We start from the raw sequence: 15,721 nt of genomic DNA, 5'->3' as shown, positions 1-15,721 counted from the left end.
GAGGCGGTGACGCTCGCCGACCTGGCCGGCGAAATCGGTCGACAGGCTGGACGTGACCTCCCGTACCGCGACCTGCCTGGAGCGGAGTACGCCAAGACACTCGCGGGATTTGGCATCCCCGAAGGATTTGCTCAGGCCATTGCCGGCTGGGACGTGGAAGCGGCGAAGGGCGCGCTGTTTGACGACCGCCGGCAACTCTCTGTGCTGATTGGCCGCCCGACGACACCGTTGCCTGTTGCGGTTCGGCACGCACTGGCTGCAACATCGGAGTGAACGCGGACGTGGTCCCGCCGGGTACCCGTCCTGACATCCTCGCTTCGATCGATGATCACGACATTGCATCAGGGTACCCGCGGGATCGCTCGTCCTACGACGGCGCTGGCATTCACGCTTCTCCTGACCGCGGCGCCCACCGGTCTCGAGGCACAAGCGACGGCCGCGGCCCGACCTCGCCCTGGCGAGGTTCCGGCCGCGATGACGCTCATCCGCCAGGCCGACCTCAAGCGTGACCTGTACGCGCTGGCTGGCGACGGGATGCGGGGACGTGAAGCTGGCACGCCTGATGAGATGCGCGCCTCCATGTGGATCGCCGACGAAATGCGAAAGATCGGCGTGAAGCCCATCGGCGACGATGGCAGCTACTTCCAGTGGTGGAACATGATCCGCACGCGCGTGTCGACCGTGTCCACGCAGGCGTCGATTGGCGGCGAAACGATCGAGGTGTGGAAGGACTTCCTCCCCCTGGGCAGCAGCAGTGCCGACGTCACGGGGCCGGTGCTTTGGCTGGCCAACAGTGCCGACAGCACCATCGATGTGCGCGGCAAAGTGGTGGCCACATCCATTGTGGCGCCCAACGAGGCAAGTATCCGCACGACCACCAACTCGCCCGAGGTGCGGTACGCCAACGCGGCCATACAGACCACCACGCAGCGCCTTGCGCGTCGGGGCGCCGCGGCGGTGATCATGGTGGCTGATGCCACCACCGACAAGGCATTCGACGGACTCGCCTCCATTCGCTCGCGCGGCAGCTACGAAGTCGATCGCGCGGCGCAGCGCTTCGCCACACAGCCTACGCGAGCCCCGATGCCTGTGCCGGCCAACCAGGCTGGCACGCCGTTCTTTCTTGTGCGTGGTGCCACCGGAGCCCGGTTGCAGCAATCACCGGCCTTCGAAGCGCATGTGCGACTCGAGCGCTTCGAAACGCCGTCGGTGAACATCGTCGGTGTCATTCGTGGCACGGACCCGGCGCTGCGCAACGAGTACGTCCTGTACAGCTCACACCAGGACCACGATGGCGTGCGCTATGAAGTAGACGGCGATTCGGTGTGGGCGGGCGCCGACGACAATGGATCGGTGAGCGTGGCACTGCTCGCCTCGGCGCGCGCCTTCGTGAAGCAGCCCGGCAAGCGCTCGGTGTTGTTCGTGTTTCACGGCGCAGAGGAGCGCGGCCTGCTGGGATCACGCTACCATGCGGCGCATCCCGTGGTGCCCCGCGAAAACATCGTCGCCGTGCTCAATGGCGACATGATTGGACGCAATCACCCCGACACCGCTACGCTGCTCGGTGTGCAGCCGCCACATCGCAATTCGTCCGATCTGGTGAACATGGCCATCCGGGCCAACGCGCTCACCGGCAAGTTCATTCTCGATTCGTTGTGGGATCGCCCTTCACATCCGGAAGGCTGGTACTTCCGCAGTGATCACGTGCCGTACGCCCGTCTCAACATTCCAGCGGTCATGTACAGCACCAACCTGCACCCCGACTACCACACACCGCGCGACAAGCCCGATCGCATCGACTACGCCAAGCTCACCCGCATGACGAAGTGGATGTATCTCACCGGCTGGTTCGTCGCGACGGCGCCAAAGCGTCCCGCGATCGATCCCGGCTTCAAACTCGAGCGCTGACCATGTTCGTGATCTTCGTGGCGCCGATGTTTTCGCCGGCCGCAACTCAGATGATCGAGGCGACGCTCAATGTGCCCCATGTGGAACTGGCCGTCGTCAGCCAGCAACCACTGGAACAGCTCGCACCGCCGTTGGCTCGACGCCTGACGGGTCACTGGCGAATCGATGACATTACCGACGCCGCACAACTCGAGGGCGCCGTGCGTGCGCTGGGCGAACGGCACGGTGCGATCGCGCGATGTTTCGGTGCGTATGAGCAGGCCCAGTTGCCACTGGCGATCGTGCGCGAGCGACTGGGCATCGCGGGCCTCCCCAGTGAATCGGCACATCAGTTTCGCGACAAGGCACGGATGAAAGACGTGCTCCGCGCCGCGGGAGTTCCTGTTGCACGGCATGCGTTGATCACCTCAGCTGCCGACATCAAACAGTTCGCAAAACAGGTGGGCTATCCCATCGTGGTGAAGCCGCCGGCTGGCGCGGGGGCGCGATCCACCGAGCGGGTGCGCAATGCCGGTGAGCTCGAGTCGATCCTGGTGCGCTATGCACCATCGTCCACCGACCCGATGCTGGCTGAGGAATTCCTGCAAGGGACCGAACACTCGCTGGAAACGGTCTGCATCGACGGACGGGCCGTGTGGCATTCGATCACCCGCTACGCCCCCACGCCACTCGAGGTACTGGAGAATCCCTGGATCCAGTGGACGGTGCTGCTGCCGCGCGAAGTGGATGACGCGCAGTACGACGACATCCGTGCGGTCGGGGCAGAGGCGCTCGCGGCGCTCGGCATGACGACGGGCGTCTCGCATTGTGAGTGGTTCCGCCGGACCGACGGCACGCTCGCCATCAGCGAAATCGCGGCCCGACCGCCGGGCGCGAACATGACCACGATGATCTCGCGCGCCAACGACATCGATTTTGTGGATGCGTGGGTGCGCCTGATGATCCACGGAACGTTCACGCCCCCCGAACGCCGCTACGCCGTTGGAGCCGCGTACCTGCGAGGGCAGGGCGCTGGACGGGTGTCGCACATCGAGGGCCTGCAGGTCATTCAGCAGAAGCTGGGACACATGGTCTGCGACGTGCGTTTACCGCACCCCGGACAGGCACCAACCGGCAGCTATGAGGGCGAAGGGTTCATCATCGTCCGGCACCCGGAGACGTCCGTCGTCGAGCGCGCGCTCTCGCTCATCGTGTCCACGGTTCGCGTCCGACTCGCCTGATCACCGACGCATCGTCCTCGATGCGGCGATGCAAGACTCCGACTTCTTCAACCCACCCCGCGATGTCCAAGACGGTCCTGATGTTGACGCCGGGCTATCCCGGCGAGATGCCGCACTTCACGCGTGGACTATCCGAGCAGGGCGCGACCGTGCTGGGCGTCGCCAATGGACCGGCCAACGAATTGCCCGAGATGGCGCGTCGGCACCTGAGTGACTACGCGCAGATCCCCGATCTTTTCACCAACACCGATGCGGCCATCGCGCAGCTGCGACGCTGGCTTGGCAATCGCACGCTCGATCGCGTGTGCTGTCTCTGGGAACCCGGTGTGGAAGTCGCGGCACAGATTCGCGAGGCATTGGGCGTGCCAGGCCAGTCGTACGAACAGGCCCTGCGCTTTCGCAACAAAGACCTCATGAAGCAGGCACTTTCGGCGGGCGGTGTGCGTGTGCCGCATCATGCTGTCGCGAGCAATGCCGCCGAGGTGTGGGCAGCGGCGGAGCAGGTGGGCTACCCGCTCATCATCAAGCCCATCGCCGGCGCCGGGTCGCAGGACACCTTCCGCTGCGACAACGAGAAGGAGGTCGCCGCCGCCATCGCCCAGCTTGGGCACATCGCGGTGGTGGATGTCGAAGAGTTCATCGACGGGGAAGAGTTCACGTACGACACCATTTGTGCCGGTGGCGATATCAAGTACTTCCACATCGGCTACTACCGTCCGCGTCCGCTGATTGCCCGTACCAACGAATGGATCTCGCCGCAGACTCTCAGTTTCCGGCACGTGGATGATCCGTGGGTGGCCGGTGGTCGCGACCTCGGCGAGCAGGTCATCGAGGTGCTTGGCTACGACACCGGCTTCACGCACATGGAGTGGTACCGCAAGGCCAGTGGTGAAGTGGTGTTTGGCGAAATCGCGGCGCGTCCGCCGGGTGCGCGCACAGTGGACCTGATGAACTTCGCCAGCGACGTGGATCTGTTCCGCGGCTGGGCCGAGGCTGAGCTGCTTGGCACGTTCTCGCTCGATATCGAGCGCAAGTACAACGCCGCGTGCATCACCAAGCGCGCACACGGACAGGGACGCATCCATCGCATCGAGGGCCTGGATCGCATCAAGGCGCGGTGCGGTGACGCCATCTGCGCCATTGACCTGCTGCCCATCGGCTCCATGCGACGCGACTGGAAAAGCACGCTGCTGTCCGATGGCTACATCACGCTTCGGCACCCGGATTGGCAAACCACGCAGGATCTGGCCGATTTCGTGGGCACCGATTTGCACTTGTACGCCGGCTGACACCGCTGACTTGCGGCGGCAACACGCGCTCGGTCATGTGGCGCGGCCGCCTCAACGATGGTGGGACGCCCGCAACGAATGGCGGACTCTGCCATTGGACGCAAACGATTTTCAGAGGGGAACCACCACCCGTGAAAGCGACCAAGTGACGGCACGGGGTTTGCCCTCAACTGGGCTGAGGATGGCCCGGGGGCCGTCCGCGCTGTCTTTCACCCGCCAAGGTGCCATGTCCAGGATTCTTGAAGAGCCGTCGGTTGACCCGATCCGCAGCTATTTCTCCCAGCTGTGCGTGATGCTCACCGGAATCGCCACCGGGGTGGTGCACCCGCCGGCCGAGGACGCCGCATCTCCGGCCACCTTTCACATGGGCCGTCGCGACGGCTATCACGTGGTGGTCGCACATCTGGCCTCGAGTCGCTCCCTGCGCGAGGCGGCTGACAAGTGCCTCGCCTTCGGTCGTGGTGTGGAGGAGCGGGCCGAAAGCCACCCGTACGGTCCGGAATGGTCGCAGGGATTCGCGGCCGCCACGCTGGGAGCCGCTGCCGATATCGCCATGTACGCGGCCAGCGGCATGGTCCCCCCGGTCGACCGGGCCCGCCTGCGCGCGGCTCGCACCGCCGCGCGGCACCTTTCGCCGTTGCACGGCCTGTTCACGCCGAAGCCCACGGGCGCGGAGCCGCCGGCCACCAATCGGGAGTGGTGAGCCGATCCGGCGCACTGTGTTCCACACATCGGGCCCGCGAGTCATCGCGGGCCCTTTTTGTATTCACGTCCCTATATTGCCAGCCATGCCCAAAAAGCCAGCTGTCGTGCTCGACGCGCGTGCTCTCGATCGCACGCTGCGGCGCATGGCCGATCAGATTGTCGAACTCAACGCCGGGACCGATCACCTCGTCCTGGTGGGAATCCAGCGTCGCGGCGTACAACTTGCCGACCGTCTCGTGCGCATCATTCTCGCGCAGGAAGGGGTCGAAGTCGCCAGCGGCGCCCTCGATATCACGCTGTATCGTGATGACCTGCAGACGGTCGGACCAAGACCGGTCGTCGGCGCCACCACGCTGCCGTGGACGCTCGACGGCAAGCGCGTGGTCATCGTCGACGACGTGCTCTATACCGGCCGCACGGTGCGCGCGGCGCTCGATGAACTGGCCGACTTCGGCCGGCCCTCGCGCATTGCGCTGGCCGTGCTCGTTGATCGCGGTGGACGTGAGCTGCCCATCCACGCCGATGTCGTCGGCCGCAAGGTGGAAGTGGCGCAGGATCAGCGCGTCGATGTCTTCGTCAGCGAACTCGATGGACGCGATGAAGTGGTGATCGCGACGCGCGACGAGGAGGCCTGAGCGCATGGCTGGTCCCCTCGGCAAGGACTTGCTGGGACTCGCGCCGCTCTCGGCCGAGCAGATCCGGTTGGTGCTCGATACGGCGGTCCCGTTTCGCGAGATCTCCGAACGTGCCATCAAGAAGGTGCCCACGCTCCGTGGCGCCACCATCGTCAATCTCTTCTTCGAAGCGTCCACCCGCACGCGCATCTCGTTCGAGTTCGCCGAGAAGCGTCTGAGTGCCGACACCGTCAACGTGGCGGTGGCCGGTTCCAGTGTGTCGAAGGGGGAGACGCTCGTCGACACGGCGCGCAATCTCGAGGCGATGAAGATCGACATGGTCGTCATCCGCCATCCCGCCTCCGGGGCGGCGCGCTTTCTCGCGGAACGCATCGAGTCCAACGTCATCAACGCGGGCGACGGCACCAACGAGCATCCCACGCAGGGATTGCTCGATATGCTCACCCTGCGCGATCGGCTGGGTGATCTCACCGGCAAGCGAATCTGCATCGTGGGCGATGTGCTGCACTCGCGTGTGGCGCGCTCCAATATCTGGGGACTGACCAAGCTGGGCGCCGAAGTGGCTGTGTGTGGCCCGCGCTCGCTGCTCCCCAACGCCATCGAACAGATGGGCGTCACCGTGTTCGACCGCATCGAAGCCGCTATCGAGTGGGCCGATGCACTCAATGTCCTCCGGCTGCAGCTCGAACGCATGCAGGCCGGCTACATCCCGTCGTTACGCGAGTATAACCGCGTCTTCGGCGTCACCGGTGCGCGCCTGGAACGTGCGCCGCGTGATATCCTTATCCTGCACCCTGGCCCGATGAATCGCGGCGTGGAAATCGACAGTGACGTGGCCGACGGCCCGCACTCGGTCATTCTCGATCAGGTCACCAATGGCGTGGCGGTTCGCATGGCCGTGCTCTATCTGCTTGCCGGCGGCAAGCCCGAACTTGCCGATGCGGCGCAGAAGGGGGTGGCGTGATGTCGTCGCATACACAGTCGCGTGATCTGTTGCTGCGTGGCGGTCGCATTGTCGACCCGTCGCAGGGGCTCGATGTCGTGGGTGATGTGCTGGTGCGCAACGGCGTGATCGAACATGCCGGCAGCGCCATCGGCACGCCGGACGGTGCCGAGGTGGTCGATGTGAGCGGCCTTGTGGTCGCGCCGGGCCTCCTCGATGTGCACATCCACCTCCGCGAGCCGGGCCGCGAAGATGTGGAAACGGTTGCTACAGGCGCGCACAGCGCCGTGGCTGGCGGCTTCACGGGTGTGGCGGCCATGCCCAACACCAAGCCGGTGACCGACAACCAGGCCACGGTGGGCTTCGTGAAGCGGCAGGGCGAGGCCGCGGGCTTTGCGCGCGTCTATCCCTACGGTGCGATCTCCCTCGGCCAGAAGGGCGAAACACTCGCCGAGTTCGGTGAGATGGTGCAGGCGGGTGCCGTCGCGTTCAGCGATGACGGCCGGCCGGTGGAAAGCGCGCAGCTCATGCGCACCGCGCTCGAGTATGCGCGCGCGTTCAATGTGCCGGTGGCCGAGCACTGCGAAGACATGACGCTCGCGCGCGGCGGCTCGATGAACGAAGGCCTCATGAGCGCGAAGCTCGGCCTCAAGGGCATTCCCGCTGAAGCGGAAGAGATCTACGTCATTCGCGACATTCTCCTCGCCAAGCGCACCGGTGGCCACATCCACATGTGCCACCTGTCCACCAAGGGGTCGGTGGAGCTGGTGCGATGGGGCAAGGAGCGCGGTATCAACGTGACCGCCGAAGTGTGCTCGCACCATATCTCCCTCACGGAAGCGGCGGTGGATGGATACAACACCAACGCCAAGATGAACCCGCCGCTGCGCACGCAGGAAGACATCGATGCGCTGCAGGAAGGCCTCGCCGACGGCACCATCGATCTGTTGGTGACGGACCACGCGCCACATCACTACGACGAGAAGGAGCGTGAGTTCGCCGATGCCCCCAACGGCATCGTCGGCCTCGAGACGGCACTGGGCGTGAATTGCACGTACTTGCTGCATCGCGGCGTCCTGACGCTCTCGCAGATGATCGACGCGATGAGCTGCAAGCCGGCCAAGGTGTTCCATCTCCCGGGCGGCACGCTCACGCGTGGCGCGATTGGCGACGTGTCGGTGTTCGACCCGAACAAGAAGTGGACGGTCGATCCCAAGCAGTTCAAGTCGAAGGGACGCAACACGCCCTACGGTGGCCACGAGCTCACCGGCCAGACGCTGCTCACCGTGGTGGGTGGCCGCGTGGTGTATCGCCTCGCGTGAACAGCATGAGCACCGCCCTGTGAGCACAGTCACAGGGCTGCTTGCGGAAGTCGCCGAACAGGCCGAGGCTCTCGCCTTGGCCTGTCGTCGTCTGCATGCCGGTGGTTTGCTGGCCGGTGCCGAGGGCAATCTGTCGGTGCGGCTGTCCGATGGCACCATCCTCGTCACGGCGTCCGGTGTCGATAAGGCGCGCATCCACGCGGGGCAGGTGCTGCGCGTGCACGCCGATGGCTCGGCGCATCACGGGACACCACCAGAGGGCCCGTTGTGTGACGATGCCGACAGGCCACCAGGTGACAGTCCGTTCCGCCCCTCGTCGGAGTTGGGGATGCATCTGGCGTGTTATGCCGGACGGCCGGATGTGCACGGGATCGTGCATGCGCATCCGCCGGTAGCCACCGGGTTTGCGGCAGCGGGTGTGCCGCTGCCAGCCGATGTGCTGCCGGAGGTGCCGGTGATTGTGGGACCGGTGGCTCTGGTGCCGTATGGGCGCCCGGGCACTCCTGCACTTGCTGCGGCCCTGCAACCGTTTCTCGCAGCGCATGAGGTGTTCCTGTTGTCGAATCATGGCGTGACCGCAGTGGGGCGCTCGCTCACCGACGCGCTGCTGCGCATGGAGAGTGTGGAGCAGGCCGCACGCATCGTTGCCGTGGCGCGCTTGCTGGGGGGAGAGCAGCAGCTCCCCGCCGGTGAAGCCGCCGCGCTTGCCTCGCTTCACCGTTCGCGTGAGCTTCCCTCCGAGCCTTCCTCCCGATCCCTATGACGGAGCAGAACGTCGTGTCCATCGAAGAAGTGCGCGTCCTCGTTGCCGAACGGCAGCGCTATGACGACTGGCTGACGGCGCTGGAAGCACGTCGGGCCGAAACGCCTGCGCGCGTGTTCGAGCGCGTGTTCGGTGACTACAGCGCCCGTCGCGATGAAGTGCTGGCCAAGCTGCACACCCATGTCGACGGCCTCACCTCACTCAGTGCGCAGCTCGACCAGCGTCTGTCCGATCTCGAGGGCACGTTGTCGTCGCTCGAGGACGAGCGGGTCGAAGCCATGCTGCGTACCGCAGTCGGCGAGTTCGACGACACCCGCTGGGAGGAAGTCCGCGCCCAGGTCGAGGAGCGCATTCAGCAACTCGGCCAGGAACGCGACGGGCTGCTCACCGAAGTCGACGAGGTGCGCACGCTGCTGGCCAGCGCTCGTGTGGAGGCTGAGGTCGTTGCCGAACCGGTTGCTGAGCCCGAGCCGGTCGAAGCGATCTCGGTGAGCGTGGAAATCGAACCTGATGCGCCGTCCGCTTCGGTACCGACGCCGGCTGCGGTATCTGCCGTGCCGACGCTAGCAGTGAACGAATTCGTCACCGTGTCGTTGGTGAGTGATCTCGCATCGGTGGCCACGGCTACTCCGTTGGGCAGCGACTCGGTATTGCCGGCCGCCGAAGCTGCGGCACCAACTGCGCCCTCCGCGCTCGATGATGAAGACGCCGAAGATGTCAGCGCACTGTTCGACGTGCCGAACGGCATGCCGTCGCGTTCGCTGCCTTCATCCGAGATCAACCTGGTCACCGAGCTGCCGCCTCGTCCGTCGCCCGATGCGATCGGTGCGCCGCCGGTGGAGTTCGATGATGCGCTCGCCCTCTTCTCCGAGAACGCAGCGCCCGCGGATCCAGGCTTCGTGAAGTCGCTGGATGGCATCGAAGTGGAGATCGAGCCGCCGGTGGTGCAGCCGCAGGGGAAGGGGCCGGGCCAGATGGACGTGAACACCGCGCTGGCCACACCGCCGTCCAATGCGGCGGACCCGTTCGATGACCTCGCGTTCCTGCGCTCAGTGATCGATCCGGGTGGTGCGGCGTCACCGTCAGCGCCGCCGGCGCCCTCACATGGTGGACATCAGGCGCCTTCTGGCGCGCGTCCAGCGTCAGGCGAGCAGCAGAAGACGTTGCGCTGCACCGAGTGCGGCACGATGAACCTGCCGACCGAGTGGTACTGTGAGCGCTGCGGTGGGGAGCTGGCCGCGTTCTGACGGAACGCGGCGGTGAAAACGCAGAAGGCCGGACTCTTTGGAGAGTCCGGCCTTCTGCGTTGAGCGGGCTGAAAAATCAGGCCGCGCTGGCTGCCGCCTGCTTGGCGAGGCGGCTCTTCACGCGCGCCGCTGCATTGCGATGGATCAGCCCCTTCCGCGCCGCGCGGTCGAGAAGCGAAACGGCAGTGAGACGATCGGCCGCAGCAGCAGTCGCCACGCGGGCCTTCTTCACGGCGGTACGAAGCGCCGAGCGCTGGGCGCGGTTGCGGACGGCAGCCGCACGCGACCGACGAAGGTCCTTCTTGGCAGACTTGATATTCGGCACGAAAAGCTCCTGGTCCTGCTTCTTGAGTTACGCGGTACTTGGGATGTGTGGCGGAACAGACCGAAGAAAATACCCAGAACCCGGTCGGGGGTCAAGCGGGGCCAATGCACCGATCCGATTGGCGTGACAGGGGTACGGACCGGCGTCGGGTTTTGACACCCCTCCGGCCACGGGCTACCTTCCGGTCCGGATTTGCTTGCATTCGCGTCCCCGCTCATCGGCGTCCAGTCGGTCGGCGGCCCCCCTCTGGTGCCTCGGTGGATTTCGCCCAGCAACTCGCCCTCGTGTTTCCCGTGCTGCTGTTCTCGATGGTCGCCCACGAGTACGCACACGGGTACGCGGCGCTCAAACAGGGGGACATGACCGCCTATCAACTCGGGCGGCTCACGTTCAACCCGATCAAGCATATCGATCCCTTCATGACCATCATCCTGCCGGTGATGCTCGCGTTTCTGGGGGGGCCGATCTTTGGTGGTGCCAAGCCGGTGCCGGTGAATCCACGCAATTATCGCAACTACCGGCGTGGTGACATCATCGTTTCGCTGGCCGGTGTGGTGACCAATATCGGCATCGCGTTCGCCTGTGTGCCGCTCGTCATACTCGTGGGCCTGCTCGGACAGCAGATTCCGGGATTGCTGCGCCCGCTCGGCGTGCTGCAGCAGATGCTGATCGCCGGGGTGTTCATCAACCTGATCCTGGCCGCGTTCAACCTGATCCCGATTCCGCCGCTCGACGGATCGCACGTCTTCAAGTACCTCCTGCCGCCCCGGTGGTCGCTGCAGTATCAGCGCCTGGGCGCGGTGGGCCTGCTCGTGCTCTTCGCAGTACTCTCGTTTGGCCGTCCGCTCGTGGATGCCTGGCTCTCGCCGGCGTACCTCCTGCGCATCATGGCCGAGCGAGTGTACTTTCCGTATCTGTTGCCAAACCCCTTCGGCACGTAATCCACGTGATCGCTCCCAACTTCCGTACTGCCGAGGCCGCGGGGCCGTCGTTTGTCGTCGAGCTGAGCCAGTTTACTGGCCCGCTCGATCTGTTGCTCTCGCTGATCCGCGATGAGCAGGTCGACATCTACGACATCCCCATCGCCCGCATCGCCGAACAATTCCTGGCGCGCATTGGCTCGCTTGGACTCGACGAGGCGGCCGACTACCTCGAGATGGCCGCCCGTCTGCTGCGCATCAAGGCGCAGATGCTGCTGCCGCGCGCCGACGGTGAGGAGGCGTGGGAAGACCCGCGCGCCGAACTTGTACGCCGCCTGCTCGAGTACCAGCAGATGCGCGAAGTGGTGGACCTGCTCGAGCGTCGCGGCGAGGAGCGTCGGCATCAGTTCGCGCGGCGTTTCGTGCCGGTGTCGGTGGACATCACGCCCATCAATGCCCCGCTCGCGCTGTCGCTCGGCGACCTGCTCGGTGCTGTCGATCGTGTGCTGCGCACGAGCAAGGAACCCACGCTGCATGAGGTCATTCCGCGCGCGCTCGACGTGGCCGGGGCGATGACGTCCATCCGGTCGGTCATCGCCATGCGTCGTCACTGCCGCTGGTCGGACCTCATCGCCGCCGACGCCGAACCGTGGCAAATCCTGTCTGTCCTGCTGGCCCTGCTCGAAATGGCGAAGTTGGGCGAACTGCACATCGCGCAGCACCAGCCCTTTGCCACCGTGGAGATCCGTCGTGACGCCGTTAGCGAAGCTGCTTGAAGCGGCACTGTTTGCAGCCGCTCGACCGATTTCGCTCGAAGCGCTCGCTGCACTCGACCCCGAGGCCAGTCCGGCCGCGGTGAGTGCGGCGGTCGATGAACTGCGTGAGCACTACGATGTGGATGGCCACGGCGTCGAACTCGTGGAGCAGGGTGGTGGCTGGCAGATCCTGACCCGCGCGGAGTTCGCTGAGGCGATCGAGCGTGCCCAGGTGGCCGTGCGTCCACAGAAGCTGTCAGCGGCCGCACTGGAAACGTTGGCTATTGTCGCGTATCGCCAGCCCATTGGCCGCGCGGAAATCGAAGAGATCCGCGGTGTCGCAGTGGGCTCGGTGCTCAAGTCGCTGCACGAACGCGGTCTGATCGACATCGTGGGTCGCAGCGAAGGCATCGGTCGTCCGTTGCTGTACGGCACCACGCCCCAGTTCCTCGAACAGTTTGCCTTGCGACATCTCGAAGAGCTGCCACGCGCCGACGAACTCGCCATCGCGCTTCGCGGCGCGGGTAACGCCACGGTCGTGCCGGAGTGACGCCCCCGCGTCGCAGTGGAGGCGGACCACGAAAGTCCGCATCGTCCGCATCGAAGGGCGGTTCCCGTGGCCCGGCCAAGGGATTTGGTAAGGGACCGGCCAAACGGTCCACAAGAGGACCGGCTGACGGGCCGGCCAATCGGCCCGTCAGGGGGCCCGCAAAAGGACCTGCAAAAGGACCTGTTCGGGGTCCCGCCAAAAGCGTCGTCGCGAAGGACAGTGTGACTCGCGGTGGTGCTGAGCCACGCGGCGCGGCGCCGGCCGGCAAGGGCGATCCGCGCCGAAAGGGCCCTCGCAAGGGGGCCAAGCCTGCTCCCTCTCCGTATACCCGCAGTGGTGGCACAGTAAAGGCGCGTGAAGAAGGACCGATGCGCGTGCAACGCGCCTTGGCCCGTGCTGGTGCCGTCTCGCGCCGCGAAGCCGACAAGGCGGTGGCCGAAGGACGGGTGCAGGTGAACGGGGCGACGGCGGCCATCGGTCAACTGGTCGATCCGGCCCGCGATCGCATCACGCTCGACGGCGTGCCGGTCACTACGCAGGTCACCACCCATCGCTGGATCGTGCTGCACAAGCCGGCGGCCGTGATGACCACCCGCAAGGATCCGGAAGGGCGTGCGACCGTGTTCGATCTGGTCGATGATGCACCGGGACTGGTGTACGTGGGTCGCCTCGATTTCATGACCGAAGGCGTCCTGTTGCTCACGACCGATGGCACGGCGGCGCATGTCCTCACGCACCCCAGCCACGAAGTGGAGCGCACGTATGTAGCCACCGTGCGGGGTGACGCCGTTGGGGCCGCACGTGAGGCGCGACGCGGCGTAAAGCTCGAGGACGGGTTGGTGGTGCCCAGCGAAGTGACGGCACACCCGCTGGGTGACCGGCGCTGGGCCTTCGAGCTCACCATCACCGAGGGACGCACACACGAGGTGCGCCGCATCTGCGATGCGCTCGGGCTCGAGGTGGAACGGCTCGTGCGCACGCGGTTCGGCCCTGTGCGTCTGGGCGAGCTGCCGTCCGGTGCCGCGCGGGCGCTGACCAATGCCGAACGCACGGTGCTCGACGCGCTGATTGGTCAGGGGTAGTTGCATGGGGTTGCCCCGCGCTGGGTCGTTCCAGACGGGGGCCCTTGCTGTGGAGCAGACCGGGCGGCCCGGGGTATCTGCCCCAAATGACAGCTTCTTTCAGACACGGGATCCAGCGTTGACTACGAGCGTCGCCGTATCGCAGGATGCGGTCCTGGTGCAGGGCGTGCTGCGTGAAGTGGCCCGCCGCATCGTGGGCCAGGAATACATGGTGGAGCGGCTGCTGATCAGCCTTCTCACGGGGGGGCATGTGCTGCTCGAAGGTGTGCCGGGCCTCGCCAAGACGCTCACCGTGCGCACGCTGGCCGAAACGGTGCGCACGTCCTTTCAGCGCATTCAGTTCACGCCCGACCTGCTGCCGGCAGACGTCATCGGGACGCAGATCTTCGATCAGCCCAGCGGGGAGTTCCGGGTCAAGCACGGCCCCATCTTCGCGAATATCATCCTGGCCGACGAAATCAATCGTGCGCCGGCCAAGGTGCAGGCGGCGCTGCTCGAGGCCATGCAGGAAAAGCAGGTCACGATCGGTGGGACCACCTACCGGCTCACGGAGCCGTTCCTCGTCCTCGCCACGCAGAACCCGATCGAGCAGGAAGGCACCTATCCGCTGCCGGAAGCGCAGGTCGACCGCTTCATGATGAAGCTGCGGGTGGGCTACCCCACGCGTGCGGAGGAAAAGGAAATCCTGCGCCGCATGGCCGGCGGAGAGAGCATCGCCGTGAATGCCGTGGCGTCACCGGAAGAACTGATGGAAGCACGGCGCCGCATCTCCGAGCTGTACATGGACGAGCGCATCGTCGACTACATCGTCGAACTGGTGCACGCCACGCGCCACCCGGCCGAAGTCGGCGCACCCGACCTCAAGCCGCTGATCGAATTCGGTGCCTCACCACGCGCCACCATCGCGCTCGGGCAGGCCGCGCGTGCCCATGCCTTCCTGCGCGGACGTGCCTTCGTGACACCCGACGACGTGAAGAGCATCGCACCCGACGTGCTGCGCCACCGTGTGCTCACCTCGTTCGAGGCCGATGCCGAGGGCGTCACCAGCGATACGATCGTCGAGCGCCTGCTCACGGTGGTGAACGCGCCGTGAGCATCACGGCGATCGCGCCCGCCGATGTCCTGCGTCAGGTGCGTCGCATCGAGGTGCGAACGCGTCGGCTGGTGGACTCGCGATTCGCCGGGGAGTATCGCTCGCTCTTCAAGGGGCAGGGCATGGAGTTCGCCGAGGTGCGCGAATACCAGCCGGGCGACGAAGTGCGCGCCATCGACTGGAATGTGTCGGCGCGCATGGGCCGTCCGTTCGTCAAGCGATACGTCGAAGAGCGGGAGCTCACCATCATGCTCGCCATCGACCTGTCGGGATCATCGCGCTTTGGCACCCGCGCGCGCTTCAAGCATGACCTCGCGATCGAACTGGCGGGTGTGCTGTCGCTCGCAGCCGTGCGCAACAACGATCGTGTGGGCCTGATGCTGTTCTCGGATCGTGTTGAGCACGCTTTGCCGGCACGCAAGGGACGCAAACACGCGCTGCGCCTCATTCGGGACTTGCTTACCGTGAAGCCGGCGGGACGCGGCACCTCCATGACGGCGATGGTCGATCGTATGATGCGATTGCTGCCGCATCGCTCGGTGATCTTTCTGGCGTCCGACTTCCTCTCCGACGATCTCGAACGTCCACTGGCACGTCTCGCACAGCGTCACGATGTCATCGCCGTGACACTCGAGGATCCCGCCGAGCGCGAACTGCCCGATATCGGACCGGCGCGTCTGGAAGATCCCGAGACGGGCGAGATCGTGGAGGTCGATACGTCGCATCCGCAGGTGCGGCGCGCCTTCGCCACTCGTGTGGCCGCCGAGGACGAAAGTCGTCGCAAGCTCTTTGGCCGTCTGGGGCTCGACGAAATCGTGGTGCACACGGAGTACGGCTATGTCGATGCCTTGCTCGCGTTCTTCCGCGCGCGCTCCCGCCGGCCGCACGGTGCGGTACGCACGGGGCCACGTGGTGCCCTCGGCGACGCCGCGCTCCAGCAGCCCACTGCGGCGCCCCGGTGATT

General features: G+C 65.7%; 16 protein-coding genes and 1 pseudogene. 16 read left to right on the top strand and 1 reads right to left on the bottom strand.

Going from position 1 to position 15,721, the window contains the following annotated elements; translation table 11 throughout:
- From VGE27_RS06390 to VGE27_RS06345, 10 genes and pseudogenes are all read left to right on the top strand, one after another.
- A pseudogene (locus tag VGE27_RS06390) lies at positions 1 to 273 on the top strand (SDR family NAD(P)-dependent oxidoreductase); the annotation flags it as partial.
- 51 nt (positions 274 to 324) lie between these two features.
- Positions 325 to 1,908: a M28 family peptidase gene (locus tag VGE27_RS06385; RefSeq protein WP_331048807.1), complete on the top strand. Its 1,584-nt coding sequence runs from the start codon at positions 325 to 327 to the stop codon at positions 1,906 to 1,908.
- 2 nt (positions 1,909 to 1,910) lie between these two features.
- Positions 1,911 to 3,128, top strand: a complete 1,218-nt coding sequence (locus tag VGE27_RS06380; RefSeq protein WP_331048806.1) for an ATP-grasp domain-containing protein — start codon at positions 1,911 to 1,913, stop codon at positions 3,126 to 3,128.
- Positions 3,129 to 3,190: 62 nt separating this feature from the next.
- Complete coding sequence (locus tag VGE27_RS06375; protein ID WP_331048805.1) at positions 3,191 to 4,417, top strand: ATP-grasp domain-containing protein; 1,227 nt, start codon at positions 3,191 to 3,193, stop codon at positions 4,415 to 4,417.
- A 226-nt stretch (positions 4,418 to 4,643) separates the two neighbouring features.
- Entirely contained in the window at positions 4,644 to 5,120 is a 477-nt protein-coding gene (locus tag VGE27_RS06370) for a hypothetical protein (RefSeq protein ID WP_331048804.1), read from the top strand.
- A gap of 85 nt (positions 5,121 to 5,205) precedes the next feature.
- Entirely contained in the window at positions 5,206 to 5,757 is a 552-nt protein-coding gene (gene pyrR, locus VGE27_RS06365; protein ID WP_331048803.1) for a bifunctional pyr operon transcriptional regulator/uracil phosphoribosyltransferase PyrR, read from the top strand.
- Between the two features lie 4 nt (positions 5,758 to 5,761).
- Entirely contained in the window at positions 5,762 to 6,721 is a 960-nt protein-coding gene (locus tag VGE27_RS06360; protein ID WP_331048802.1) for an aspartate carbamoyltransferase catalytic subunit, read from the top strand.
- Positions 6,721 to 8,022 carry a dihydroorotase gene (locus tag VGE27_RS06355; protein WP_331048801.1) on the top strand — a complete coding sequence of 434 codons (1,302 nt, stop codon included), beginning with the start codon at positions 6,721 to 6,723 and terminating at the stop codon, positions 8,020 to 8,022. The genes VGE27_RS06360 and VGE27_RS06355 overlap by 1 nt, the downstream gene beginning before the upstream one ends.
- Before the next feature lie 19 nt (positions 8,023 to 8,041).
- Entirely contained in the window at positions 8,042 to 8,785 is a 744-nt protein-coding gene (locus VGE27_RS06350) for a class II aldolase/adducin family protein (RefSeq protein WP_331048800.1), read from the top strand.
- Positions 8,782 to 10,032 (top strand): hypothetical protein, encoded by a 1,251-nt coding sequence (locus tag VGE27_RS06345; RefSeq protein WP_331048799.1) that lies wholly within the window; start codon positions 8,782 to 8,784, stop codon positions 10,030 to 10,032. Before VGE27_RS06350 ends, VGE27_RS06345 begins: the two co-directional genes overlap by 4 nt.
- Positions 10,033 to 10,108: 76 nt before the next feature.
- Here the strand turns inward: VGE27_RS06345 and rpsT are convergent, their stop codons facing one another.
- Positions 10,109 to 10,357: a 30S ribosomal protein S20 gene (gene rpsT / locus VGE27_RS06340; RefSeq protein ID WP_331048798.1), complete on the bottom strand. Its 249-nt coding sequence runs from the start codon at positions 10,355 to 10,357 to the stop codon at positions 10,109 to 10,111.
- A 257-nt stretch (positions 10,358 to 10,614) separates the two neighbouring features.
- Between rpsT and VGE27_RS06335 the strand changes: the two genes are divergently transcribed.
- The 6 genes from VGE27_RS06335 (at position 10,615) to VGE27_RS06310 (ending at position 15,719) form a co-directional block, all read left to right on the top strand.
- Complete coding sequence (locus tag VGE27_RS06335; RefSeq protein WP_331048797.1) at positions 10,615 to 11,298, top strand: site-2 protease family protein; 684 nt, start codon at positions 10,615 to 10,617, stop codon at positions 11,296 to 11,298.
- A gap of 5 nt (positions 11,299 to 11,303) precedes the next feature.
- Positions 11,304 to 12,053, top strand: a complete 750-nt coding sequence (locus VGE27_RS06330) for a ScpA family protein (protein ID WP_331048796.1) — start codon at positions 11,304 to 11,306, stop codon at positions 12,051 to 12,053.
- Positions 12,028 to 12,582, top strand: coding sequence for an SMC-Scp complex subunit ScpB (gene scpB, locus VGE27_RS06325; RefSeq protein WP_331048795.1), 555 nt, complete (start codon positions 12,028 to 12,030; stop codon positions 12,580 to 12,582). The genes VGE27_RS06330 and scpB overlap by 26 nt, the downstream gene beginning before the upstream one ends.
- Positions 12,583 to 12,803: 221 nt before the next feature.
- Positions 12,804 to 13,664 carry a pseudouridine synthase gene (locus VGE27_RS06320; protein ID WP_331048794.1) on the top strand — a complete coding sequence of 287 codons (861 nt, stop codon included), beginning with the start codon at positions 12,804 to 12,806 and terminating at the stop codon, positions 13,662 to 13,664.
- Positions 13,665 to 13,713: 49 nt separating this feature from the next.
- Positions 13,714 to 14,757, top strand: a complete 1,044-nt coding sequence (locus VGE27_RS06315) for a MoxR family ATPase (RefSeq protein ID WP_345787990.1) — start codon at positions 13,714 to 13,716, stop codon at positions 14,755 to 14,757.
- Positions 14,754 to 15,719 carry a DUF58 domain-containing protein gene (locus tag VGE27_RS06310; protein ID WP_331048792.1) on the top strand — a complete coding sequence of 322 codons (966 nt, stop codon included), beginning with the start codon at positions 14,754 to 14,756 and terminating at the stop codon, positions 15,717 to 15,719. Before VGE27_RS06315 ends, VGE27_RS06310 begins: the two co-directional genes overlap by 4 nt.
- The last annotated feature ends 2 nt before the right edge of the window (positions 15,720 to 15,721 follow it).

Source organism: Gemmatimonas sp. (genome assembly GCF_036405635.1).
Classification (GTDB): Bacteria; Gemmatimonadota; Gemmatimonadetes; order Gemmatimonadales; family Gemmatimonadaceae; genus Gemmatimonas.
This window is presented reverse-complemented; position numbering and strand designations above follow the sequence as displayed.

What these genes read in the sequence shown, in the direction of transcription:
- pyrR (WP_331048803.1), top strand. Translation starts at nt 5,206, where the DNA reads ATGCCCAAAAAGCCAGCTGTCGTGCTCGACGCGCGTGCTCTCGATCGC.
- VGE27_RS06375 (WP_331048805.1), top strand. Translation starts at nt 3,191, where the DNA reads ATGTCCAAGACGGTCCTGATGTTGACGCCGGGCTATCCCGGCGAGATG.
- VGE27_RS06345 (WP_331048799.1), top strand. Translation starts at nt 8,782, where the DNA reads ATGACGGAGCAGAACGTCGTGTCCATCGAAGAAGTGCGCGTCCTCGTT.
- VGE27_RS06370 (WP_331048804.1), top strand. Translation starts at nt 4,644, where the DNA reads ATGTCCAGGATTCTTGAAGAGCCGTCGGTTGACCCGATCCGCAGCTAT.
- VGE27_RS06355 (WP_331048801.1), top strand. Translation starts at nt 6,721, where the DNA reads ATGTCGTCGCATACACAGTCGCGTGATCTGTTGCTGCGTGGCGGTCGC.
- VGE27_RS06360 (WP_331048802.1), top strand. Translation starts at nt 5,762, where the DNA reads ATGGCTGGTCCCCTCGGCAAGGACTTGCTGGGACTCGCGCCGCTCTCG.
- VGE27_RS06385 (WP_331048807.1), top strand. Translation starts at nt 325, where the DNA reads ATGATCACGACATTGCATCAGGGTACCCGCGGGATCGCTCGTCCTACG.
- VGE27_RS06380 (WP_331048806.1), top strand. Translation starts at nt 1,911, where the DNA reads ATGTTCGTGATCTTCGTGGCGCCGATGTTTTCGCCGGCCGCAACTCAG.